Genomic DNA, 23392 nt, shown 5'->3' with positions numbered 1-23392 from the left:
TCGGATCACCGATAGTAGGTAAAGGACAGCGCCACCACGTTCTCGACGTAATCCTGCCCACCTACCGAGCTGTCGCGCTTGCGCCGCTGGTAGTCCAGGCGCGCGCCCCAGTGCCGGCTCATCCGCGAGGCCAGGCCGATGCCCAGGGTGGCGTCGCGGTCGTCGCGGTCGAAGGAGAGGAATTCGCGGTTCTCGCGCAGCGCGTGCAGGGTCAGGTGCAGCTGCGGCCGCAGCTCGTAGCGCGCGTACAGCGCGCCGCCGTGGTTGTCCTGATCGAAGGCGGCGTCGCGCAGGTAGCGCAGCCGCTCGCGGTAGGCCTGCGCCAGCACGTGCAGGCGGGTGCCGGTGAACTCGTAGCCGAGCCCGGCGCGCTTCTGCTTGAACGTGTCCGGCACGATCTGGAGGTTGGGGTTGTCGGGATTGCCGATGCCCGGATCGATCGGCGAGGACGGATCGCCGACGCGCAGGATCAGGTCCTGCGCCGCGTCGGCGAACTGGTAGGCGGCGTCGGCGCTGAGCTTGCTGCGCGGCGAGGCCTGCCAGGCCGCCTGTCCGCGGAACAGCGCGCTGGACGAGCGATCGCCGCCCTGCGGCTCCAGCCGCGAGTAGCCGGCGTCGAGGTTGATCTCGGTCGCGGCGAGCCGGCTGCCGTAGTTGACGTAGGCGTCGTAGCGCTCGTAGTCGTAGAGCGAACTGAACTGGTCGTACTCGGTGCGGGTGGCCTCGACGTTGAACGAGATCCGGTCGGTGTCGCCCAGGTCGCGGCGCAGCCGCGCGGCCGCGTTGTAGCGGTTGCTGTTGAAGGTGCGGGTTTCCTCGGCGTAGCTGTCGGTATAACGCAGGTCGAGCTGGCCGCGCATCGCCTCGCCGACGCGGACGTGGAAGCTGGGGCCGGCCTCGAATACGTTGATCTGCTGCTGGTTGCCCGGCGTGAACGCGGTCAGCGAGTCGATCGACTGGCGGCTGAGCGAGTCGCGCACGATGAAGTTGGCGCGCTCGGGCGAGATCGTCCAGTCCAGCTCGCCGGCGAACTCGCCGCGGGTGTCGTCCGGGTAGGTGCCGTGCCGGTAGTCGAGGTACTGGACGTCGCCGCGGAAATGGGTCCGCAGCGTCGAGCTGGCATGCTCGAAGTCGAAGCGCAGGCGCGGCGAGAACACCGTCTCGCTGATCTCGCCGGTCTCGCGCAGCGCGATGTTGTCGCTGTGCATCAGGCCGGCGCCCAGTTCGTAGTTCAGCCTTGCAGCCTGCGCCATCGACGGCAGCGCGAGCATCGTCGCCACGCAGATCGCCCTGCGGGGAAACGAGGCTCGGTTGCGTTTGCCATTACGGTTGCTGTTGTTCATACGCCCTCGTTGAAGACGACGCCTGCGAACTTGCGGGGATCGAAATTGGATGCGGCCTGCGCGATGGCCTGCGCGGTATCGCGCCCGTAGCCGGCCACCAGCACCACCACGTCGGCCAGCTCGGAGAGGATGCGCGCGTCGGGCGCGCCGCGCACCGGCGGCGCGTCAAGGAAGACGTGGCAGTGCGGATCCTGGCTGCGCAGCGAGTCGAGCAGCAGGCGCATGCGGAACGAGGAGAAGTACTCGGCGCCGCTCTCGCGCGACTTGCCGGCAGGCAGCAGGCGCAGGCGCGGCACGCCGGTGTCGTACAGCACCGACTCGGCGCTGCTCTCCTGGTCTTCCAGGTAGTCGATGAGCCCGCCCTGGCTGGCGCTGAGCTTCAGCGTCCGGTCCTGCGAGGGGTGGCGCAGATCGCAGTCCACCAGCAGCGCGCTGCGGCTCTCGTCGAAGGCGACCGAGGCGGCGAGGTTGCGCGCGACGAAGCTGCCGCCGCTGCCGCGGCTGACTGGCGCGACCAGGGTGACGAAGTTGCCCTCGGCGATCGAGAGCAGCTGCGTGCGCAGCTCGCGGAAGGCGTCGACCTCGCGGCGGTCGGCGTTGCCGCGGTAGATGGTGGCGCGGTCCTCCAGTTGCAGCGGGCTCAGCGCCGTGGTTTGCGGGCGCGGCGCTATCGAGCGGCTGGTGACGGTGCCGGCGTCGCCGAGGTCTTCCTTGCGGGGAGTCAGGGCGCTGTTCATAGCACTTCCACCAGTTTCAGGGTGTAGGTCAGTCCGTAGACGAGCGGCACGGCGAGCAGCAGCGAGGCGGCCAGCGCGTAGCGGCGCATCGCCTGGCGGCGGCGCCGGCCGGTGAGGTAGGCCGGCATCGTGCCCAGCACCGGCAGGCCGGCGTCCTTCTCGATCTGCTGGATCGAGCGCACGCGCGGATCCAGCTTGATGATGGCCAGCAGCACGCCCAGCGGGATCAGCACGGCCAGCAGCAAGCCGGCGCCGGCCACGTGCATCACCCGCAGGCCACTGGGACGCAGCGGCATCGCCGCCGGCTCCTGGATGCGGAAGCTCAGGCCGCGCTGCTCGGCGTCGAGGTTCATCGACACGCGCGCGTTCTCGCGGCGCTTCAGCAGATCCTGGTACAGATCGCGGTTGACCTCGTAGTCGCGGGTCAGCTCGGCCAGCGTGCTTTCCGAGGCCGCGATGCGGTTGCTGCGACCCAGTTCGCCGGCCAGCATCGACTCGGCGCTGGCGATGCGCGCGGCGGTGGCGGCGCTGCGGCGGGACGCCTCGGCCAGCTTGCTCTTCAGTTCGCCGTAGAGCGGGTTGAACGCCGCCGCCGAGCCGTCCAGCGCGCCGGCCGACGCGGCCTTGCGCGGCTGCGCCTCCTCGCGCCGCAGCTCCTCCTCCAGATCGCGGAGCTGGTGCTGGACGCGGACCACGTCCGGGTGCTGCTCGGTGTAGGTCAGCAGCAGCTGGTCGCGCTGCGACTGCAACTCCGCCAGGCGCGCGCGGAACTGGCCGGCGCGGGTCTGCACCATCGTGATCTCGCTCTCGCCCGACAGCTGCGATTGCAGCGCCGCTTCCTGCGAGCGCAGGTCGATCAGCTCCATGCGCCCGGACTCGACGATGCGGCGCAGCTCGCCGATGCGCGCGTTGACGTCGGCGTCGGTGCCGGGCCGCGCATCGGGGTTGGTGTTGCGGAAGCGCTCCAGGTCGGCCTCGGCCTCGGTCAGCTTGTCGTGGTACTGCTTGACCTGGGAATCGATGAAGGCGTAGGCCTCGCGGCTCTCGCGCTCCTTGGTCGACAGGCTTTCCTGGATGACCAGTTCGGCGAAGCGCTTGGTGACCTGGTAGGCGCGCTCGGCGTCGGAATCGCTGTAGGCGATCTCGATCAGGTTGGCGCGCGGGTTGGTGACGCGGGTGCGGCCGATGATCTTCTCGATCAGCTTGTCCTGCTCCAGCGCGGTGGGGTTGGACTCCATCCAGCCGCCGGTCTTGAGGATCTCGTCCATGACGCGGCGGCTGAAGGCGACTTCGCGCAGGATGCTGGCGCGGTCGACCACGCTGGTGGCCACGGCGCGGCCTTCCATCAGCGGCGCGATGATGTTGCGTTCCTCCACCAGGATGGTGGTCGAGGAGGTGTAGCGCTTGGGCAGCAGCATGCCGATGCCGAGCGCCAGCAGCGACACGGCGGTGAAGATCGCCGTCAGCAGCACCGCGCGGCGGCGGAACTCCTTGCCCAGCATGGGCAGCATCGACAGCGGGGACGCGTTCTCTTCCGGAACCGTCCAGTTGACCGAAGCCGTATTCACAGGACGCGTTCCGGGATGGTGATGACGTCGCCCGGCGCCACCGTGAAGTTGGTGGCCAGATCGCCGCGGTTGAGGATGCGGTCCAGGCGCACCTGGTAGCTCTGCGTGTTGTTGCTGTTCTTGCGGTAGAGGCTGGAGCGATCCGGGGCGGCGAACTCGGTGATGCCGCCGGCCGCCAGCACCGCGTCGAGCACGGTCATGCCCGGGCGGTAGGGAATCGAGACCGGTTGCCGGACCGCGCCGGTCACGCGCACGCGCGACAGGTATTCATGGCTGCGCAGCTCGGTCAGGATGACCGCGACCTGCGGGTCGCGCACGTAGGCCGCGAGCTTGTCCTGGATGTCCCTGGACACCTGCTCCGGGGTCAGGCCGGCGGCGGCGACGTCGCCGACCAGCGGCACCGAGATGCGGCCGTCCGGACGCACCGGCACGGTGATGCCGAGCTCGGGGTTGCGCCAGACCGAAACCTGCACGATGTCGTCCACGCCGATCAGGTAGGCGTCGACGGCGGTGGTGGCCTGCGCGGGCGGTGCCGTGCGGGCGCTCGCGCCACCGCTGGCGCAGCCGGCTTGAAGGCATGCCAGGACGCAGGCTGCGACGGCAAGCAGGATCCGCTTCATCGGTTTTTTCCCCTATTGGATGGACTGCCTCCTGTAACGCCGAATGCGCGGGCATCCGGCCAGGCGATCCGGCGCGCGCGCGGGGACGCGCTCGCGCGCTTTCAGACGCCGTAGAAGCCGCGGTACCACTCGACGAAGCGGGCCACGCCCACCTCGATCGGCGTGGACGGCGAGTAGCCCGTGTCGCGGCTGAGCGCCTCGACGTCGGCATGGGTGTCGGGCACGTCGCCGGGCTGCAGCGGCAGCAGGTTGCGCTTGGCCTTGCGGCCCAGGCACTGCTCCAGCACCTCGATGTAGCGCAGCAGCTCCACCGGCTGGTGGTTGCCGATGTTGTAGACGCGGTACGGCGCGCTGGAGGTGGCGGGGGTGGGTGTGAGCGGATCGTGGCGCGGGTCCGGCTCCGGCACGCGGTCCAGCGTGCGGATAACGCCTTCGACGACGTCGTCGATGTAGGTGAAGTCGCGGGTGTGGCGGCCGTGGTTGAACACGTCGATCGGCTCGCCGGCGAGGATCTTCCGGGTGAACAGGAACAGCGCCATGTCCGGCCGGCCCCACGGGCCGTAGACGGTGAAGAAGCGCAGGCCGGTGGTCGGCAGGCCGAACAGGTGGCTGTAGGTGTGCGCCATCAGCTCGTTAGCCTTCTTGGTGGCTGCGTACAGGCTGACCGGGTGGTCGACGCTGTCCTCGACCGCGAACGGCAGCTTGCGGTTGGCGCCGTAGACCGAACTGGACGAGGCGTAGACCAGGTGCTCGACGCCGCGATGGCGGCAGGCTTCCAGGATGTTCAGGAAGCCGACGATGTTGCTGTCGATGTAGGCGTGCGGATTCTCCAGCGAGTAGCGCACGCCGGCCTGCGCGGCCAGGTTGACCACCCGCTGCGGCCGGAACTGGTCGAACGCTGCCTCCAGCGCGGGGCGATCCTCCAGCGAGCCCTGCACGAAGCGGAAGCCCGGATGCGGCAGCAGGCGATCCAGCCGGGCCTGCTTCAGCCGCGGATCGTAGTAGGCGTTGAGGTTGTCGTAGCAGAGCACCTCGTCGCCGCGCGCCAGCAGGCGCTCGCTCAGGTGGCTGCCGATGAAGCCGGCAGCGCCGGTGACGAGGATGCGCATGGTGTTTCCCGCAGTTGTCGTGGGTCGGTGGGGTTTCAGAGGCAGTCGTCGACCGCAGCGCGCGGCAGGGCGCGCTTGACGTCGAACAATACCGCGCCCGGCTTGCCCAGCGCGCGGATCCGCTCGCCGCCCATCTCGGTGAACTCGCGGTGCGCCACGGCCAGCACGATCGCGTCGTAGCGGCCCGGCTCCGGACGTTCGACCAGATCCAGCCCGTATTCCTCGCGGGCTTCGTGCGCGCTGACCCACGGATCGTGGATGTGCACGTTGGCGTTGTAGCTGCGCAGCTCGGCGACGATGTCGACCACGCGGGTGTTGCGCAGGTCCGGGCAGTTCTCCTTGAACGCCAGGCCGAGCACCAGGACGTTCGCGTGGGTGGTCTGCAGGCCGCGCTGGCCCATCAGCTTGGCCACGCGCTGGGCGACGTGGCCGCCCATGTTGTCGTTGATGCGGCGGCCGGCCAGGATCACGTCCGGGTGGTAGCCGATCTGCTGCGCCTTGTGGGTGAGGTAGTACGGATCCACGCCGATGCAGTGGCCGCCGACCAGGCCGGGGCGGAACGGCAGGAAGTTCCACTTGGTGCCGGCGGCCTCGAGCACCTCGTGGGTGTCGATGCCGAGCCGGTGGAAGATCAGCGCCAGCTCGTTGATTAGGGCGATGTTGACGTCGCGCTGGGTGTTCTCGATGACCTTGGCGGCTTCGGCGACGCGGATGCTGGAGGTCTTGTGGGTGCCGGCGGTAATGATCGCGCCGTACAGCGCGTCGACGAAGTCGGCCGCCTCGGCGGTGGAGCCGGAGGTGACCTTCATGATGGTCTCCAGCCGGTGCTGGCGATCGCCGGGGTTGATGCGCTCGGGGCTGTAGCCGGCGTAGAAGTCCCGGTTGAACGCCAGCCCGGACTCGCGCTCGATGATCGGCACGCATACTTCCTCGGTCGCGCCGGGATAGACGGTCGATTCGTAGATCGCCACGCCGCCCTTGTCGATCGCGCGGCCGACGGTGCGGCTGGCCGATTCCAGCGGGCGCAGGTCCGGGCGCTTGTACTCGTCGATCGGGGTGGGCACGGTGACGATGAAGACGTTGCAGCCGGCCAGCGCCTGCGGGTCGGCCGAGCATTCCAGCTGGGCCGATTCCTTCAGCTCGGCCTCCGAGACCTCCAGCGTGTGATCGTGGCCGGCGCGCAGTTCGTCCACGCGCTTGCGGTTGATGTCGAAACCCACGGTCGGGAAGCGGCGGCCGAAGGCGACCGCCAGCGGCAGGCCGACGTATCCCAGTCCGATGACGGCGATCCTGATGTTCTCGGGCGTGGGCAGGGGGGCATTCATCGGTGTCTCGATCTCGCAGTCAAGAAGTGAGCCGCGCAGAGTCTAGCCGAGCCGGAACCCTGGAGGGTTTCGCTGGCTGCTCCCGTCGGATTACGTCGCCTAACGCACGAACGACGCCGCACAGGACATGCGGCGCGCGCGGACTGCGCGTTGTCCTGCATCGGAGGCTATCGCCGTATCTGCTGCATCGAGACAGCGCGTGCGGACTTCAACCAAGATGCGGATCCTGCTTTGCGGCGGCGCCGGCTACATCGGCAGCCATACCTACCTGGTGCTGGCCGGGCGCGGCCACCAGGTCGTCATCGCCGACAACTTCAGCAACAGCTCGCCGGCGATCCTGGACCGCCTGCGCCGGCTGACCGGCGCGCCGGTCGATTGCCGGCGCGCGGACCTGCGCGAGCCGGCGCAGCTCGATGCGCTGTTCTCCGCGCAGCGGTTCGACGCGGTGGTCCATTTCGCCGCGCTCAAGGCGGTCGGCGAGTCGTGCGAGAAGCCGCTGGACTATTTCGACAACAACATCGGCGGCACCCTGAACCTGCTGCGGGCGATGCGCGCGCACGGCGTGCGCCACCTGGTGTTCAGTTCCTCGGCGACCGTCTACGGCGATCCCGAGCGGGTGCCGGTCGACGAAGGCGCGCGCCTGCAGGTCACCAATCCCTACGGCCGCACCAAGCTGGTGGTGGAGGAGCTGATCGGCGATCTGTGCCGCGCCGACGAGGATTTCCGCGCCGCCAACCTGCGCTACTTCAACCCGGTCGGCGCGCACGCCTCCGGCCTGATCGGCGAGGATCCCAACGGCATCCCCAACAACCTGATGCCGTACATCTGCCAGGTCGCGGTCGGCCGGCGCGAGCGGCTCAGCGTGTTCGGCGGCGACTACCCGACCGCCGACGGCACCGGCGTGCGCGACTACATCCACGTGATGGACCTGGCGCGCGCGCATGCCGACGCGCTGGACTACCTGTTCCGCGCCGACCGCAGCCTCACCGTCAACCTGGGCACCGGCCGCGGCGTCAGCGTGCTGGAACTGGTCGATGCCTTCAGCCGCGCCAGCGGCCGCGCGGTGCCGTACGACATCGTGCAGCGCCGCCCCGGCGACGTGGCCGAGGTCTACGCCGATCCGAGCCTGGCGCAATCGCTGCTGGGCTGGAAGGCGGAACTGGACGTGGAGGCGATGTGCCGCGACGCCTGGCGCTGGCAGTCAATGAACCCGCAGGGCTACGCCGCCGCCTGAACGCCCGCGCCGGCACCGGTGGACGGTCCGGGGGGCATCGCCGAGAATCGGGCGAGCCCTTCCGCCGTGGCCGGCCTTTGCCCAAGCCCCCAGCCCCATCCGCGCCGTCCCGCCCCGAACAGCCCGCGCCGTCGCGGACGCCGGGCCTGCGCACCTATCGGATGCGGACGCTGGGGCTGGCGATGGGGATGATCTGCGTGGGCGCGGCGCTGCACGAGCATGGCGCCGGCATCGACGCGTGGATCCTGCTGGCCGCCAACCTGCTGGTCTGGCCGCACCTGGCCTACCGGCTGGTGCGGCGCAGCGTCGAGCCGGTGCAGGCCGAATACCGCAACCTGGCCTTCGACTCGGCGATGGGCGGGTTCTGGATCGCGGCGATGCAGTTCGCGCTGGTGCCGAGCGCGGTGCTGGCGGTGATGCTGACGATGGACAAGATGATCGTCGGCGGCTGGCGGTTCGCCCTGCGCTGCCTGCTGGGGATGCTGCTCACCTGCATCGCCGCCAGCGCGGCGTGGGGCTTCGCCTTCCAGCCGAACGCGACGCAGGCGATGCTGCTGGCCAGCCTGCCGCTGCTGATCGCCTATCCGATGGCGATCGGCCATTCGGTGCACACGATCTGGCTGAAGGCGCGGCACCAGCGCGAGATGCTCGACCGGATGGCGCGCTTCGACGGCGCGACCGGGCTGATGAACCGCCAGCAGTGGCTATACGCCGCCTCGCTGGAACTCAAGCGCTTCCAGCGCAGCGGCCGGCCGGCGGTGCTGATCCTGATCGACATCGATCACTTCAAGAGCATCAACGACAGCCACGGCCACACGATGGGCGACCACGTAGTCGAGGAGTTCGCGCGGCTGCTGAAGGCCTGCCTGCGCGAGACCGACACCGGCGGGCGCTACGGCGGCGACGAGTTCGGCATCGTGATGCCGGAGACGCGCTGGGAGGAGGCCATCGTGGCGGCCGAGCGGCTGCGCCGGCAGGTCGCCGTCTACGTGTTCAACCGCGACGGCCTGCGCTGCACGGTCAGCATCGGCCTGGCCGAGATCAACAGCAGCATCGCCAGCGTCAGCGAGTGGGTGGACGCGGCCGACAGCGCGCTGTACCGGGCCAAGCGCAACGGCCGCGACTGCATCGCGGTCTACTGATCGCCGGCGGCCAGCGTGGGCCGCAGCAGTGCATCGGCCACCGCGTCCGGGTGGCGCATCCAGGCGAAGTGATCGGCCGGCGCGCCGAGCGCATCGGCATCCAGCGTGAGGACGCGCGCGTCGGCCCGCGGCAGCTTCGCCAGCAGCGCCCGCAGCGAGGCCGGCGGCGCCAGCCAGTCGCGTCGCAGCAGCACCGCGTCGATGGCGGCGTCCACCGTCGCCATGCCCGCTTCCGGATCGACAGTCATGCCGGCGGCGGCGTAGCGGCCGGACAGGCCGACCCGCGCCCAGTCCTCGATCAGGCTGCGCGCCTCGTTGCCGCCGAAGCCGAGCCGGCGGCCGGGCAGGAACCCGCGCCGGTGCGAGAGCCAGATCGCGAAGCGGTAGAACCACGGCAGCGACAGCCCGCGCAGGCCGGGGAAGGCGCGCCAGTGCGGGCTGCCGCTGGCGACCAGCCACAGCCGCGCGAAGGCGTGCGGATGCAGGCCCAGGTAGCAGGCGGCGAGCTGCCCGCCCAGGCTGTGGCCGCCGATCGCGCAGGGGACGTGCGGCAGGTGCCGCTGCACGGTCTGGTCGCCGAGCGGCAGGTCCCGTTCCAGCAGTTCGCGGTAACCCCAGTCGTGGCCGCGGCCGGCGCGCAGGCTGCTGCCGCCGTTGCCGCGCCATTCGTGCACGAAGACCGCCACGCCGCGCGCGGCCAGCGCATCGGCGAAGGGCAAGTAGTGGCGTGCGGCCACGCCCAGCGCCGGCAGCCACAGCAGGGCCATGCGCGCATCGTCGGGGATGCGCGACAGCAGCGGGAAGCGATGGCCGTCGCTGGCGGTCAGGAAGGTTTCGTCGGGGGTGATGCTCATCGGCTGGCCGCGCCGAAGTGATCCAGCACCCGCACCTCCGCGCGCCCGGGCCGGTAGCCGCCCGCCAGCGCGCGGTGCACGTAGTCGGAGGCGGCCAGGCAGGCCTCGTGCAGCGGCAGGCCGCGGCACAGGTTGGCGGCGATCGCCGAGGCCAGCGTGCAGCCGGTGCCGTGCGCCTCCAGCGGCAGGCGCGGGTGGCTGATCGCATGGATTCCGCTCGCGTCGGCGAACAGGTCGGTGACCTCGCCGCCACCGGGCAGGTGCCCGCCCTTGAGCAACACCGCCGGCGCGCCCAGTGCCAGCAGCGCGCGCGCCGCCTCGCCCATCGCCTCGACGTCGCCGATGGCGCGGCCCAGCAGCAGTTCGGCTTCCGGCAGGTTGGGCGTGATCACCGTGGCCCGCGGCAGCAGGCGCTCGCGCAGCGACTGCAAGGCGTCGTCCTGCAGAAGTTTGGCGCCGCTGGTGGCGATCATCACCGGGTCCAGCACCACGTGCGGCGGCCGGTGGCGCTCGATCGCGCGCGCCACCGTCGCGATGACCCCGTCGCTGGCCAGCATGCCCAGCTTGATCGCGCCGATGCGGAAGTCGTCGAAGCAGGCGTCGATCTGCGCGTCGAGGAAATCGACGGGCGGCACGTGCACCGCGGTCACCGCGCGGGTGTGCTGCGCGGTCAGCGCGGCCAGCGCCGACAGCCCGTGCACGCGGTGCGCGGCGAAGGTCTTGAGATCGGCCTGGATGCCGGCGCCGCCGCCGGAATCGGAGCCGGCGATGGTCAGGGCGGATACGACGGGGGAAGGGGTGTCCATGCCGCGATTGTGCCTGCATCGGCGCGCAGGGCGCGACCTGCGCGCCGCACGGCCGTCACGGCGACCGCGCGCGCCGCTGCTGCACCAGCTTCCATTGCCGGTAGCCGGCGTAGACGATGCCGACCAGCCCGGTCAGCGCGGCCGGCGCCAGCAGCGCGTCGTACTCCAGGCGCGCGAACAGCCACGCGCCGAGGATGCCTCCGGCCAGGAAGCCGGTGATGATGAGCCCGCTCAGCGTCAACCGCCGGATCGGCAGCGGCATCCCGCGCAGCAGGTGGCCCAGGCCGATGCCCAGGTCGGTGAACATGCCGCTGACGTGGGTCGTGCGGATGGCCGCGCCGCTGAAGGTGGTGGCCATCGCGTTCTGCAGGCCGCAGGCCATCGCCGCCGCCAGCGCGCCCCAGATCTGCTGCTGCTTGAACAGCGGTACCGAGGCGAACAGCAGCAGCGCCTCCAGCGTCAGCGCCACCCCGTAGCGGCGTCCCAGCTTCAGCGTGCTGTCCTGGATGATCATGCCGCTGAGCATGGCGCCGAAGCTGAAGGCGATCAGCACGCCCCACAGGTGCGCGATGGCCACGCCGTCGCCCTGGGTCAGCGCGATGCCGAGCAGGCTGGTCGTGCCGGTCAGGTGGCTGACCGCCTGGTGCTCGAAGCCCAGGTAGCCGATCGCGTTGACCATGCCCGACACGCAGGACAGCGAGACGGCGCCTATCCAGACCCAGCGCGGCAGTTGCAGGCCCATGACGTCAGCGCGGCGCGGCGCGCATCAGTCGCCGATGCCCACCCGTGCGTACGACTCCAGGAAGCCGCACTTCGCGCACCGGTAGGTACGGGTTTCGAACACGTCCCGGCCTGTCGTCTTCAGCCCCTGCCAGAACGAGGGCTCCGGTTCTCCCTCGATCCACGCGGCCGCGGCGCGGCGGTCGCCGTGGCCACGCTCGAGCAAGTAGCCGACCTGCATGCGGCCGCGGCACTTGGGGCATTCCGAATCAGGCTGGACACTCATGGGGTATTCCTGGATGGATGGATGGAAAAAAAGCCGGCGGCGTGGACGTCAAAGCACTTCGGAAGCGTAGTCGGCCAGCCGCGAGCGCTCGCCGCGGCGCAGCGTCACGTGCGCGCTGTGCGCCCAGTTCTTGAAGCGATCCACCGCGTAGGTCAGGCCCGAGGTGGTCTCGGTCAGGTACGGCGTGTCGATCTGCTCGACGTTGCCCAGGCAGACGATCTTGGTGCCGGGGCCGGCGCGGGTGATCAGCGTCTTCATCTGCTTGGGGGTCAGGTTCTGCGCCTCGTCCAGGATCAGGTAGCGCGACAGGAAGGTGCGCCCGCGCATGAAGTTCATCGAGCGGATCTTGATGCGGCTGGCGAGCAGGTCGTTGGTCGCCGCGCGGCCCCAGGCGCCGCCCTCCTGGTTGTGGGTGAGCACTTCCAGGTTGTCGGTCAGCGCGCCCATCCACGGCGTCATCTTCTCCTCCTCGGTGCCGGGCAAGAAGCCGATGTCCTCGCCGACGCTGACCGTGGCGCGGGTCATGATGATCTCGCGGTAGCGCTGCTGGTCCATCGTCTGCGCCAGGCCGGCGGCCAGCGCCAGCAGGGTCTTGCCGGTGCCGGCGGTGCCGAGCAGGCTGACGAAGTCCACTTCCGGATCCATCAGCGCGTTGAGGGCGAAGTTCTGCTCGCGGTTGCGCGCGCTGATGCCCCAGACCGAATGCTGGTGGTTGCGGTAGTCGTCGACGATCTGCATCTCGGCCTGGCCGTGCTCGACCCGGGTGACGCGGAACTCGGACTGCTCGTCGCCGGGCAGGTAGAGGTACTGGTTGGGATGCCAGTCCTCGTCCTGGCCCAGTTCGACCCGGTAGTAGGTGCGGCCCTTCTCGGTCCAGGACTTCAGATCGCGGCCGTGGCGCGACCAGAAGTCCTCCGGCAGCGCGGTCGCGCCGGTGTAGAGCAGGCTGAAGTCGTCCAGCGCGCGGTCGTTCTCGTAATCCTCCGACACGATGCCGGCGATGGCCGCCTTGATGCGCAGGTTGATGTCCTTGGAGACGAACACCACCGGGATGTCCGGGTGCTGCTCCTTCAGCACCAGGATCGCGCCGAGGATGGCGTTGTCCGGGATCACCGCGCCGAAGCTCTTGCCCGCCTCGAAATGGCTGGTCTGGAAGCGCAGGCAGCCGGCGCTCCTGCCGCCGCGCAGCTGCAGGCCGTTGGGCTGCACCAGCGGGATGCCGTCGGCCAGCTTCTCCAGCCCGGCCTTCTCGACCAGCTCGTTGAGGAAGCGGCTGACCTGGCGCGCGTTGCGGCTCGCCTCCGAGGTGCCCTTCTTGCCGTTGTCCAGTTCCTCGATCACCTGCATCGGCAGGTAGACGTCGTGCTCCTCGAACTTGAACAGCGCGGTGGGGTCGTGCATCAGCACGTTGGTGTCCAGCACATAGATGCGCTTGCTTCGGGTCATTCGGCTACCCCTGGGATTGATGTGTGAACACGGGTGTCTGGATCGCGGACAGCAGCCAGCCTCCACGCCCGCCGCGGCACGGGATGGAGGGGAAAGGAAAAAAGGATTCGATCACTTCGCCTGTGCGGCCTTCAGCGCGTCCAGCACGGCGTCGGCGTGGCCGGGCACCTTGACGCCGCGCCATTCCTGCACGACGCGGCCCTGGGGCGAGATCAGGAAGGTGCTGCGCACCACGCCCATCACCTTGCGCCCGTACATGTTCTTCTCGTGGATAACGTCGAAGGCGCGGCACAGCTTCTCGTCGGCGTCGCTGACCAGCGGGAAGGCGAAACCCTGCCTGGCGCAGAAGTTGTCGTGCGACTTCACCGAATCGCGCGACACGCCCAGCACCGACGCGTTGCGATGCTTGAAGTCGGCCAGGCGCGCGTTGAAATCCAGCCCTTCGGTGGTGCAGCCGGGCGTGCTGTCCTTCGGGTAGAAGTAGAGCACCAGCCATTGGCCGGCGTAGTCGGCGAGCCTGGCCGTGGCGCCGCCGGACAGCGCCAGCGGCAGGTCGAGCGTGGTTTTCGTCAGGGCCTTGCCGGATGCCGTCATCAGCGTCAGAACTTCATCGGATCCATGATCGCGTCCAGGTTCAGATGGTCGCAGAATTCGAGGAAATCGTCGCGCAGCGCGGCGATGTGCATGTTGGCCGGCACGCCGATGGTGACCTGCGCCGAGAACATCTCCGCGCCGGTCTGCATCGCCCGGTAGCGGGTGCTCTGCAGGTTCTCGATGGTGATGCCCTGGCGGTCGAAGAAATCGGCCAGCTGGAACAGGATGCCGGGCTTGTCGGCCGCCACCACCTCGACGATGTACGGCAACAGGTTGGACTGCACGACCTTGGCGCCGGTGCGGTACCAGACCAGCTTCAGGCCTTCCTCGCGCTCGAGCCGGGTCATCATCGCCTCCAGCTTGGCCACCGCGTCCCACGAGCCGGTCGCCAGCGCGGTCACCGACACGTCGCGGCCGACCGTGGACAGCCGCGCATCGACCAGGTTGCAGCCCGAGTCGGCGATGCGCCGGGTCACCGCCAGCAGCGGCGACTCCGGATGCGTCGTGTAGGCGTTGATCAGGAGATGGTTTTCGTTCGGCGAAGGCCGGGGCGTGGAATCGGTCAAAGGGGCTTCCGGCATCACTGCGAGTCTGAATGGCGGCCCGGCACGTCCCGGGCGCGGCGACCAGCATACTTGCCCGCGCTTTCGCGCCGCAAGTAACATCGCAGGCCGCGCGGTCGCAACGCGCTTCTCCCCACATCGTCCAGAGGCTAACCGCTTGTCCCTCTCCGGCAGCATCACCGCACTGGCCACGCCCTTCGGCACCACGGGCGAACTCGACCTTGATGCCTGGCGCCGGCTGCTCAAACAGCAGATCGACGGCGGCACCCAGGGCGTGGTCGTGGCCGGTTCCACCGGCGAGGCGGCGGCGCTGACCGACGAGGAATACGAGAAACTGCTGTGCATCGCGGTCGAGACGATCGGCGGGCGCATCCCGGTGCTGGCCGGCACCGGCCAGATGAACACCGCCCGGACCATCGCCACCACCCGCCGCGCCGCCGCCTGCGGCGCCGGCCATGCGCTGGTGGTCACCCCGCCGTACGTGCGCCCGACCCAGGCCGGCCTGATCGCGCACTATCGCGCGGTGGCCGAGCAGGGCGACCTGCCGGTGGTGCTGTACAACGTGCCCGGCCGCACCGGTTGCGATCTGCTGCCGGAGACGGTGGCCGAGCTGGTCGATCACCCCAACATCGTCGGCATCAAGGAAGCGCGCAACGAGCCGGAACGGATGGACGCGCTGCTGGCGCTGCGCCGTCCCGGCTTCGCCGTCCTCAGCGGCGACGACCCGACCGCCGCGCGGGCGATGCTGGCCGGCGCCGACGGCCTGATCTCGGTCGGCTCCAACGCGCTGCCGGCCGCGTTCCGCCGGCTCTGCGACCTGGCCCGCGCCGGCGATGCCGCCGCGGCGCAGGCGCAGGAAGCGCTGCTGGCCGAGTTCCACGCCTTCCTCGGCATCGAATCCAACCCCATCCCGCTCAAGGCGCTGTTGCAGCGGCTGGGCTACGGCGAAGGCCTGCGCCTGCCGCTGCAGGCGCTGTCGGCCGCGCACCGACCGCTGGCCGATCGCCTGGCCGCGCGGATCGCGGCCATCGAAGCACAATCCAGCCGCGAATCCGTCGTGGCCTGAATCAGGAGAATTCCATGCGTCTGTCGTATCCGTTGTCGCGTCCGCTTGCCCTGGCAGTGCTGGCCGTCGCCGTGGCCGGTGTCTCCGGCTGCAAGTGGTTCAGCAAGGGTGCGCGCGGCGACTACGCGCTGGCGCCGGAAGCGCGCCCGCTGGAAGTCCCGCCGGACCTCAACCTGCCCAGCACCGCCGGCGCCATGCAGGTCCCGCAGGCCGCCTCCGGCCAGCCCGCCGCCGCCGGCACCGCCGCGCCAGTCGCTTCGTCCCCGGGTTTCACCCTCGCCGGTTCGCGCGAGGAGGCGTTCGCGAAGGTGGGCCAGGCGCTGGAAGGCATCGAGGGCGCGGCCATCGCCAGCCGCGCGCAGTTGCTGGGCACCTACGATGTGTCCTACCAGGGCGGCAACTTCCTGATCCGCGTGGTCGCCGTCGAGGCCGGCGCCTATGTCTCGGCGGTGGACCCGCGCGGCCTGCCGGCCACCGGCGAGGCGGCGACCCGGCTGATGGGCGAACTGCGCGGCAGGCTGTCGGGCAACTGACGGCCGCTGTCGCGGGCAGATACAGGAACGGGCGCCCTGGGCGCCCGTTTCCTTTCTTGCCTTCACCCTGCCACCGCCGCGCCGTGGCGGCCGGCGGGATTCAGCGCTCCAGCAGCGGCAGCTTGTTCGGCTTGCCGTCCCACTCGCTGGCGTCGGGCAGCGGTTCCTTGCGCGTGGTGATGACCGGCCACGCCTTCGACAGCTCGGCATTGAGCGCGACGTAGGACTCTTGGCCCGCCGGCACGTCGTCCTCGGGGTAGATCGCGTTGATCGGGCATTCCGGCTCGCACAGCGTGCAGTCGATGCACTCGTCCGGATCGATCACCAGGAAATTCGGCCCTTCGTGGAAGCAGTCGACCGGACAGACCTCCACGCAGTCGGTGTACTTGCACTTGATGCAGTTCTCGGTGACGACGAAGGGCATGGTGTTTCGGTTCGATGCGCTGGAAACCCGACAAGTTTAGACCAGTGCGCGCCCGGCTGTTGAGAAGGATTCTCGCCACGGCGCATCCGCGCGCGTCGTCACGCCCGGCAAGGGCCGATCTGCCGATAATCCCGCGCGGTGCACCGTTCCATCGCCGGCACGGTCCGTGCGCGGATTGGCCGGCTTATCGGATGGCCGGCGCGCCTCCATCCTTGCCATTCCGAGAAGAAAGAGGAGTCCGCGATGATCACCCTGCGTCCCGCCGGCGAACGCGGCCACGCCCACCACGGCTGGCTGGAGTCCTGGCACAGCTTCTCCTTCGCCGGCTATCGCGATGATCGCCACGTGCACTGGGGGCCGCTGCGGGTCATCAACGAGGATCGGGTCGCGCCCGGGCAGGGCTTCGGCGAGCACGGCCACCGCGACATGGAAATCATCAGCTACGTGCTGGAGGGCGCGCTGGGCCACCGCGACTCGATGGGCAACGGCTCCAGCATCGTGCCGGGCGACGTGCAGCGCATGAGCGCCGGCAGCGGCGTGACCCATTCGGAATACAACCACAGCCAGGAAGCCGTCACCCACTTCCTGCAGATCTGGATCCTCCCCGACCGCACCGGCGGGCCGCCCTCGTACGAGGAAAGGCGCTTCCCGGCCGCCGACAAGCAGGGCCGGCTGCGGCTGCTGGCCAGTCCTGACGGCATCGACGGCTCGGTGACGATCCGGCAGGACGCGCGCCTGTACGCGGGATTGTTCGAAGGTTCGGAGAGCGCCGATCACCGGCTGGCCGAAGGCCGGCTGGGCTACGTGCACATGGCGCGCGGCGAGGCGATGGTCAACGGCCGCCCGCTGGCGGCCGGCGATGCGCTGCTGTACGAAGGCGAGCCGCTGATCCGCATCGAGCAGGGGCGCAGCGCGGAGGTGCTGGTGTTCGATTTGCCGGGGGGATAGGGGGCCGGGATTCGGTATTCGGGATTGGGCATTGGGGATTCGTAAAAGCGCATCGCGCAAGCTGGGACCCACTTGCCTTGCCTTTGCTCTTTCAGGAATCAGGGCAAGAGCAAAACGGATGACCAACTGTTCGGCTGTTGAGCGCTTCCGCTTGCGCCGGGGATGACGAGCAAGGCGATGCGCTTTTACGAATCCCCAATGCCCAATCCCGAATTCCCATCCCCCACACACGGCAAAGCCGCCGGACCCGGAGGGGCCGGCGCGATGCGCGGATGGAGCGGGGGAGATCGGCTGGCGCTCCCTAGGGGACTCGAACCCCTGTTTTAGCCTTGAGAGGGCCACGTCCTAACCACTAGACGAAGGGAGCGTTTGGGTGATGCCGACCAAGCGCAGTAGTATAGGCGGCTTCCGCGACGCCGGCAACGCCCCGGCGCGCCCGTTCCACCTGCCACGGACAGACCACCATTACCCCGCAAGCCGCACTGCGAATCATCCCGCGCGAGCAGCACACGATCTCGCGCAAGGACATCAGCCCCAACGCGCTGCGGGTGCTTTACCGCCTGCGCGACGGCGGGTTCGCCGCCTACCTGGTCGGCGGCGCGGTCCGCGACCTGCTGGTCGGCGGACACCCCAAGGACTTCGACGTCGCCACCGACGCCACCCCCGAGCAGGTCAAGGGCCTGTTCCGCAACTGCCGGCTGATCGGCCGCCGCTTCCGGCTGGCGCACGTGGTGTTCGGCCGCGAGATCATCGAGGTCGCGACCTTCCGCGCCAACGTCGACGACGGCAGCGGCGACCGCGAACTGCACGAAGGCGGGCGCCTGCTGCGCGACAACGTCTACGGCAGCATCGAGGACGACGCGGTGCGCCGCGACTTCACCGCCAACGCGCTGTACTACGCCATCGAGGACTTCTCGGTGCGCGACTACGTCGGCGGCTTCGAGGACGTGCAGGCGCGCCGGCTCAAGCTGATCGGCGACCCGGAGCAGCGCTACCGCGAAGACCCGGTGCGCATGCTGCGCGCGGTGCGGCTGGCGGCCAAGCTGGGCTTCAGCATCGACGAGGCCACCGCCGCGCCGATCGCGCCGCTGGCGCCGCTGCTGGCCGAGGCCGCGCCGGCGCGGCTGTTCGAGGAGATCCTCAAGCTGTTCCTGTCCGGGCACGCGGTGGCCAGCTTCGAGGCGCTGGAGCGCTACGGCCTGATCGGCGTGCTGCTGCCGGAGTCGGCCGCGGCGCTGGCGTCCAACCGCAGCGGCGCGCTGCGGCGGATGCTGATCGAGGGCCTGCGCGGCACCGACCGGCGGGTGGCCGCTGACGAACCGGTGTCGCCGGCGTTCCTGTTCGCGCTGCTGCTGTGGCCGGCGTACTGCCGCGCGCTGGCCGGGCTGCAGGCGCAGGGCGTGCACGTCGAGGAGGCGCAGCGCCGCGCCGCCGACCGGGTGACCCTGCACCAGCTCACCACCATCGCGCTGCCGCGCCGCTTCTCGCTGCCGATGCAGGAGATCTGGCTGCTGCAGTCGCGCTTCTCCGGCCGCCAGCGCAAGCGGGTGATGCGGCTGCTGGCGCATCCGCGCTTCCGCGCCGCCTACGACTTCCTGGCGCTGCGCCTGGCCGCCTCGCCCGAGCATGCCGAGGACGTGGCGTTCTGGCAGCAGGCCCAGCACCAGTCCGGCCCGGAACTGGACCAGGCGCTGGGCGTGGCGCTGCCGACCGACAGCTACGTGGACGAGGACGCGCCGCCGTCGCGCCGCCGTCGCCGCCGCCGCCGGCGCAGCACCGCCGCCGCCAGCGAATGACCGAACCGGTGGTCGCCGCCATCGGCCTGGGCGGCAACGTGGGCGATGCGGCCGCCACCCTGCGGCAGGCGGCGCAGGCCCTGGACGCGCTGCCGGGCACGCGCCTGCTGCGGCTCTCGCGCCTGTACCGCACGCCGGCGTGGGGCGTGGAGGACCAGCCCGACTTCGTCAACGCAGTGGCGCTGGTGCAGACCGCGCTGGCGCCGCGGCCACTGCTGGAGGCCCTGCTGGAAGTCGAGCGCCGCTTCGGCCGCGACCGCGCGCGGGAGCGCCGCTGGGGGCCGCGCACGCTGGACCTGGACGTGCTGCTGTACGGTGCGCAGGTCGTCGACGAACCGGGCCTGCAACTGCCGCATCCGCGCCTTCACCTGCGCGCCTTCGCGCTGGCGCCGCTGCTGGAAGTGGCGCCGGACGCCGAGATTCCCGGCTTCGGCCCGGCCCGGAATGCTGCGTCCGCGATGGATATGTCGAATATCCATCCGTTATGAGGGGATAATCCCCGGCCATGAGCACCCAAGCCGACAGCAAGCCCTGGACCGTGCCCGCGCTGGTGGAAGCCAAGCGCGCGGGCCGCAAGCTGGTCATGTTGACCGCCTACGACGCCGGATTCGCCCGCGCGATGGATGCCGCAGGCGTCGATCTGGTGCTGGTCGGCGACTCGCTGGGCATGGTGGTGCAGGGCCACGATTCGACCTTGCCGGTCACCGTCGCGGACATCGCCTACCACACCGCCGCGGTGGCGCGAGGGCTGAAGCGCGCGCTGCTGGTGGCCGACCTGCCGTTCCAGTCCGACGCCACGCCCGAGCGCGCGCTGGACGCGGCCATCGCGCTGCTGCAGGCCGGCGCGGAGATGGTCAAGCTGGAGGGCGCCGGCCACAAGCTGGAAGTCATCCGCTTCCTGGCCGAGCGCGACATCCCGGTCTGCGCGCACCTGGGCCTGACCCCGCAGTCGGTGCTGAAGTTCGGCGGCTACAAGGTGCAGGGCCGCGACGCCGCCGCCGCCGCGCGGCTGCGCGCCGACGCGCAGGCGGTGGCGCAGGCCGGCGCGGCGCTGCTGGTGCTCGAATGCGTGCCGTCGCCGCTGGCCGCCGAGGTCACCGCCGCGCTGGCCATCCCGACCATCGGCATCGGCGCCGGGCCCGGCTGCGACGGCCAGGTGCTGGTGCTGCACGACCTGCTCGGTTTGGACAGCGGCCATCGCCGCCCGCGCTTCGTCAAGGATTTCCTTGCCCAGGGCGGTTCGGTCGCCGGCGCGATCGCAGCCTACGCGCAGGCAGTCCGCGACGGTTCGTTCCCCGACGACGCCCATTCCTACGCCAGCTGATGCCCGCGGCATCCGCGCCGTCCCACACAGGACCCGAGACCCGATGATCGAGACCATCACCGCGCTGGACCTGCTGCGCGCCCGCGTGCGCGAGTGGAAGCGGCAGGGCCTGCGCGTGGCGCTGGTGCCGACCATGGGCAACCTGCACGCCGGCCACTACTCGCTGGTGATGCTGGCGCGGCAGTACGCCGATCGGGTGGTGTCCAGCGTGTTCGTCAACCCGACCCAGTTCGGCCCCAACGAGGACTTCACCCGCTACCCGCGCACGCCCGAGGCCGACACCAGCGGCCTGGAAGGCGCCGGCTGCGACGCGCTGTGGCTGCCGACGGTGGAGTCGATGTACCCGTTCGGCGTCGAGCTGGCCGCCAGGGTGCACGTGCCGGGCGTCAGCTCGCTGCTGGAGGGCGCGCACCGGCCCGGCCACTTCGACGGCGTCTGCACGGTGGTCGCGCGGCTGTTCAACCAGGTGCAGCCGGACGTGGCCGCGTTCGGCAAGAAGGACTACCAGCAGCTGGCGGTGATCCGGCAGATGGTGCGCGACCTGGCGTTCTCGATCGAGATCCTCGCCGGCGGCATCGTGCGCGAGGCCGACGGCCTGGCGATGAGCTCGCGCAACCAGTACCTGTCGGCCGACGAGCGCCCGCGCGCGGCCGAAATCCGCCGCGCGCTGCTGGCGATGCGCCAGTCCAGCCTGGACGGCGTGCCGCGCGCGCAACTGGAGGCGGCGGCGAGCGCGCAGTTGGAAGCGGCCGGTTTCGCCGTCGACTACAGCGTGGTGCGCCAGCCGGACCTGGGCGAACCGGAGGAAGGCGCGCCGGGGCCGCGGGTGGCGCTGATCGCCGCGCGGCTGGGCAGGACCCGGCTGATCGACAACCTGGAGTGGTGAGGGCCGGCGCGCCGGTGCCCGGGGCATCGCCGCGACCACGCCAATCCAAGGCCATTGCCGCGCGGGACGGCTGCTAAACTCGGCGTTTTCCCCCACGCCGACAAGCCGCGACGCCATGCAACTGAGCCTGCTCAAGACCAAGATCCACCGCGCCACCGTCACCCATTCGGAACTGAACTACGAAGGTTCCATCGCCATCGACGGCACGCTGCTGGACGCCAGCGGCATCCGCGAGTTCGAGCAGGTGCACATCTGGGACGTCACCAACGGCGCGCGCTTCACCACCTACGCGCTGCGCGCCGACGAGGGCAGCGGCATCATCTCGCTCAATGGCGGCGCCGCGCGCCACGTGCAGGTCGGCGACCTGGTCATCATCGCCGCCTTCGCCGGCATGAGCGAGCAGGAGGCCGAGGCGTTCAAGCCCACGCTGATCTACGTCGACGGGCACAACCGCATCACCCACACCAACCACTCCATCCCCAAGCAGGCCGCATGAGCGACGCGCCCGATTTCGATGCGCTGAAGGCGCACGCCGAACGGCTGGCCGATACGCCGCTGCCGGCGCTGGTCGCCGCCGATCCCGAGCGCGCCGCCGCGCTGGCGTTGCGCCACGACGCGCTCTACGTCAACACCGCGCGCCAGGCCTACGACCGCGCCGCGCTGGCCGCGCTGCATGCGCTGGCGGAAAAGCGCGACCTGCCTGGCGCGTTCCGCCGCCTGTTCGACGGCGAGCCGGTCAACCTGACCGAGGGACGCGCCGCGCTGCATACCGCGCTGCGCGGCGATCTGTCCGCCGCCGCGTTCGCGCGGCAGGCGCATGCCGCCGCGCTGGACGTGCGCGCGCGGATGCGGACGCTGACCGGGCAGCTCGCCGCCAGCGACGTCACCGACATCGTCAGCGTCGGCATCGGCGGCTCGGACCTGGGGCCGCGGCTGGTGGTCGACGCGCTGCGCGATCCGCTGCCCGGGCGCTTCCGCGTGCACTTCCTCTCCAACGTCGACGGCGCCGCCGCGCAGCGCACCCTGGCCGGGCTGGACCCGGCGCGCACCGCCGCGCTGCTGATCTCCAAGACCTTCGGCACCCAGGAGACGCTGCTCAACGGCGGCATCCTGCGCGACTTCCTCGGCGGCAGCGATCGGCTGTACGCGGTCAGCGCCAACCCGCAGCGCGCCGCGGCCGCGTTCGACATCGCGGCCGAGCGCGTGCTGCCGATGTGGGACTGGGTGGGCGGGCGCTATTCGCTGTGGTCGGCGGTGGGCTTCCCGATTGCGCTGGCGCTGGGCTTCGATCGCTTCGAGGCGCTGCTGGCCGGCGCGGCGGATTTCGACGCGCACGCGCTGAACGCGCCGATCGCCGGCAACATCGCCATCGGCCACGCGCTGACCGCGATCTGGAACCGCAACGCGCTCGGCCACGGCGCTTACGGCGTGATGACCTACGACCAGCGCCTGGCGCTGCTGCCGGCCTACCTGCAACAACTGGTGATGGAGAGCCTGGGCAAGTCGGTGCGCCGCGACGGCACGCCGGTCCCGGTCGAGACCGTGCCGGTGTGGTGGGGCGGGGCCGGCACCGACGTGCAGCACAGCTTCTTCCAGGCTCTGCATCAGGGCACCGGCGCCGTGCCGCTGGATTTCGTCGGCGTGATCCGCGCCGATCACGGGCACACCGAGAACCACCAGGCGCTGCTGTCCAACCTGCTGGCGCAGACCGAGGCGCTGGCCAACGGCCAGCCCAGCGACGATCCGCACCGCAGCTACGCCGGCGGCCGGCCGAGCACGCTGATCCTGCTCGACGCGCTGACCCCGCAGTCGCTGGGCGCGCTGATCGCGATGTACGAGCACAGCGTCTACGCGCAGTCGGTGCTGTGGGACATCAATGCCTTCGACCAGTTCGGCGTCGAGCTGGGCAAGCAGCTGGCCAGCGGCCTGCTGCCGGCGCTGAAGGGCGAGGTAGAGGCGGACGATCCGGTAACGCGCGCGCTGCTGGCCGAGGTGAAGGCGAGGGGTTGAGCCGATGGGGGCGTGACCGGAATCGGTGCGCTCCTGGGGAGCTCTCCCAGCAAAATAT

25 protein-coding genes and 1 tRNA gene are annotated in these 23392 nt (G+C 70.3%); 11 read left to right on the top strand and 15 right to left on the bottom strand.

Translation table 11 applies throughout. The annotated features are described in order from the left end of the window. Positions 1-5: 5 nt before the first annotated feature. The 6 genes from AAG688_RS11925 to AAG688_RS11900 form a co-directional block, all read right to left on the bottom strand. Positions 6-1271, bottom strand: coding sequence for an outer membrane beta-barrel protein (locus AAG688_RS11925; protein WP_411834994.1), 1266 nt, complete (start codon positions 1269-1271; stop codon positions 6-8). A 68-nt stretch (positions 1272-1339) separates the two neighbouring features. Continuing rightward, on the bottom strand, positions 1340-2080 hold the full coding sequence (locus tag AAG688_RS11920; RefSeq protein WP_411832461.1) for a polysaccharide biosynthesis protein: 741 nt from the start codon (positions 2078-2080) through the stop codon (positions 1340-1342). Then, entirely contained in the window at positions 2077-3648 is a 1572-nt protein-coding gene (locus AAG688_RS11915; RefSeq protein ID WP_411832460.1) for an XrtA system polysaccharide chain length determinant, read from the bottom strand. The genes AAG688_RS11920 and AAG688_RS11915 overlap by 4 nt, the downstream gene beginning before the upstream one ends. Continuing rightward, positions 3645-4268, bottom strand: a complete 624-nt coding sequence (locus AAG688_RS11910; RefSeq protein WP_411832459.1) for an XrtA/PEP-CTERM system exopolysaccharide export protein — start codon at positions 4266-4268, stop codon at positions 3645-3647. The genes AAG688_RS11915 and AAG688_RS11910 overlap by 4 nt, the downstream gene beginning before the upstream one ends. A 101-nt stretch (positions 4269-4369) precedes the next feature. Beyond that, complete coding sequence (locus AAG688_RS11905; RefSeq protein WP_411832458.1) at positions 4370-5377, bottom strand: NAD-dependent epimerase; 1008 nt, start codon at positions 5375-5377, stop codon at positions 4370-4372. Between the two features lie 35 nt (positions 5378-5412). Then, on the bottom strand, positions 5413-6702 hold the full coding sequence (locus AAG688_RS11900) for a nucleotide sugar dehydrogenase (RefSeq protein WP_411832457.1): 1290 nt from the start codon (positions 6700-6702) through the stop codon (positions 5413-5415). A gap of 217 nt (positions 6703-6919) precedes the next feature. Here AAG688_RS11900 and galE point away from each other — a divergent pair, with 217 nt between their 5' ends. Beyond that, the gene (gene galE / locus AAG688_RS11895) at positions 6920-7936 is read left to right on the top strand and encodes a UDP-glucose 4-epimerase GalE (RefSeq protein WP_411832456.1); all 1017 of its coding nucleotides are present in this window, start codon (positions 6920-6922) and stop codon (positions 7934-7936) included. 161 nt (positions 7937-8097) lie between these two features. Beyond that, positions 8098-9078, top strand: coding sequence for a diguanylate cyclase (locus tag AAG688_RS11890; RefSeq protein WP_411832455.1), 981 nt, complete (start codon positions 8098-8100; stop codon positions 9076-9078). Here the strand turns inward: AAG688_RS11890 and AAG688_RS11885 are convergent. The 7 genes from AAG688_RS11885 to AAG688_RS11855 all read right to left on the bottom strand — a co-directional run bounded on the left by AAG688_RS11885 (position 9072) and on the right by AAG688_RS11855 (position 14365). Next, complete coding sequence (locus AAG688_RS11885; RefSeq protein WP_411832454.1) at positions 9072-9932, bottom strand: alpha/beta fold hydrolase; 861 nt, start codon at positions 9930-9932, stop codon at positions 9072-9074. The genes AAG688_RS11890 and AAG688_RS11885 overlap by 7 nt on opposite strands. Further along, positions 9929-10738, bottom strand: a complete 810-nt coding sequence (thiD, locus tag AAG688_RS11880; RefSeq protein ID WP_411832453.1) for a bifunctional hydroxymethylpyrimidine kinase/phosphomethylpyrimidine kinase — start codon at positions 10736-10738, stop codon at positions 9929-9931. Before thiD ends, AAG688_RS11885 begins: the two co-directional genes overlap by 4 nt. 55 nt (positions 10739-10793) lie before the next feature. Continuing rightward, positions 10794-11480 (bottom strand): YoaK family protein, encoded by a 687-nt coding sequence (locus AAG688_RS11875; RefSeq protein WP_411832452.1) that lies wholly within the window; start codon positions 11478-11480, stop codon positions 10794-10796. Between the two features lie 24 nt (positions 11481-11504). Next, positions 11505-11744 (bottom strand): PF20097 family protein, encoded by a 240-nt coding sequence (locus tag AAG688_RS11870; protein WP_411832451.1) that lies wholly within the window; start codon positions 11742-11744, stop codon positions 11505-11507. A gap of 48 nt (positions 11745-11792) precedes the next feature. Then, complete coding sequence (locus AAG688_RS11865) at positions 11793-13190, bottom strand: PhoH family protein (RefSeq protein WP_411832450.1); 1398 nt, start codon at positions 13188-13190, stop codon at positions 11793-11795. Positions 13191-13301: 111 nt separating this feature from the next. Next, positions 13302-13784 carry a peroxiredoxin gene (locus tag AAG688_RS11860; protein ID WP_411832449.1) on the bottom strand — a complete coding sequence of 161 codons (483 nt, stop codon included), beginning with the start codon at positions 13782-13784 and terminating at the stop codon, positions 13302-13304. Positions 13785-13789: 5 nt separating this feature from the next. Further along, positions 13790-14365, bottom strand: a complete 576-nt coding sequence (locus AAG688_RS11855) for a glycine cleavage system protein R (protein WP_411832448.1) — start codon at positions 14363-14365, stop codon at positions 13790-13792. Positions 14366-14504: 139 nt separating this feature from the next. On the opposite strand from AAG688_RS11855, the gene dapA reads away from it, so the two are divergent. After that, complete coding sequence (dapA, locus tag AAG688_RS11850) at positions 14505-15413, top strand: 4-hydroxy-tetrahydrodipicolinate synthase (RefSeq protein WP_411832447.1); 909 nt, start codon at positions 14505-14507, stop codon at positions 15411-15413. 14 nt (positions 15414-15427) lie between these two features. Beyond that, a complete protein-coding gene (locus tag AAG688_RS11845) occupies positions 15428-15946 on the top strand; it encodes a hypothetical protein (RefSeq protein ID WP_411832446.1) in 519 nt (172 codons plus the stop codon). Between the two features lie 100 nt (positions 15947-16046). Here AAG688_RS11845 and fdxA read toward each other — a convergent pair whose 3' ends face one another. Then, positions 16047-16370 carry a ferredoxin FdxA gene (fdxA, locus tag AAG688_RS11840; protein WP_411832445.1) on the bottom strand — a complete coding sequence of 108 codons (324 nt, stop codon included), beginning with the start codon at positions 16368-16370 and terminating at the stop codon, positions 16047-16049. 243 nt (positions 16371-16613) lie between these two features. Between fdxA and AAG688_RS11835 the strand changes: the two genes are divergently transcribed. After that, positions 16614-17318, top strand: a complete 705-nt coding sequence (locus AAG688_RS11835; RefSeq protein ID WP_411832444.1) for a pirin family protein — start codon at positions 16614-16616, stop codon at positions 17316-17318. Between the two features lie 292 nt (positions 17319-17610). Here AAG688_RS11835 and AAG688_RS11830 read toward each other — a convergent pair. Continuing rightward, positions 17611-17685, bottom strand: a tRNA-Glu gene (locus AAG688_RS11830). A 97-nt stretch (positions 17686-17782) separates the two neighbouring features. Between AAG688_RS11830 and pcnB the strand changes: the two genes are divergently transcribed. The 6 genes from pcnB (at position 17783) to pgi (ending at position 23334) form a co-directional block, all read left to right on the top strand. Next, the gene (pcnB, locus tag AAG688_RS11825; RefSeq protein WP_411834993.1) at positions 17783-19114 is read left to right on the top strand and encodes a polynucleotide adenylyltransferase PcnB; all 1332 of its coding nucleotides are present in this window, start codon (positions 17783-17785) and stop codon (positions 19112-19114) included. Then, positions 19111-19602 carry a 2-amino-4-hydroxy-6-hydroxymethyldihydropteridine diphosphokinase gene (gene folK, locus AAG688_RS11820; protein WP_411832443.1) on the top strand — a complete coding sequence of 164 codons (492 nt, stop codon included), beginning with the start codon at positions 19111-19113 and terminating at the stop codon, positions 19600-19602. The genes pcnB and folK overlap by 4 nt, the downstream gene beginning before the upstream one ends. Before the next feature lie 17 nt (positions 19603-19619). After that, complete coding sequence (gene panB, locus AAG688_RS11815) at positions 19620-20438, top strand: 3-methyl-2-oxobutanoate hydroxymethyltransferase (protein ID WP_411832442.1); 819 nt, start codon at positions 19620-19622, stop codon at positions 20436-20438. Between the two features lie 43 nt (positions 20439-20481). Beyond that, positions 20482-21324, top strand: a complete 843-nt coding sequence (panC, locus tag AAG688_RS11810) for a pantoate--beta-alanine ligase (protein ID WP_411832441.1) — start codon at positions 20482-20484, stop codon at positions 21322-21324. Between the two features lie 115 nt (positions 21325-21439). After that, the gene (gene panD, locus AAG688_RS11805; protein WP_411832440.1) at positions 21440-21820 is read left to right on the top strand and encodes an aspartate 1-decarboxylase; all 381 of its coding nucleotides are present in this window, start codon (positions 21440-21442) and stop codon (positions 21818-21820) included. Beyond that, positions 21817-23334 (top strand): glucose-6-phosphate isomerase, encoded by a 1518-nt coding sequence (pgi, locus tag AAG688_RS11800; protein WP_411832439.1) that lies wholly within the window; start codon positions 21817-21819, stop codon positions 23332-23334. Before panD ends, pgi begins: the two co-directional genes overlap by 4 nt. Positions 23335-23392 lie beyond the last annotated feature (58 nt).

Source organism: Pseudoxanthomonas mexicana (genome assembly GCF_046736355.1).
GTDB lineage: Bacteria > Pseudomonadota > Gammaproteobacteria > Xanthomonadales > Xanthomonadaceae > Pseudoxanthomonas_A > Pseudoxanthomonas_A mexicana_B.
Note: the sequence above shows the minus strand (reverse complement) of the source record. Positions and strands in the feature narration are given on the sequence as shown.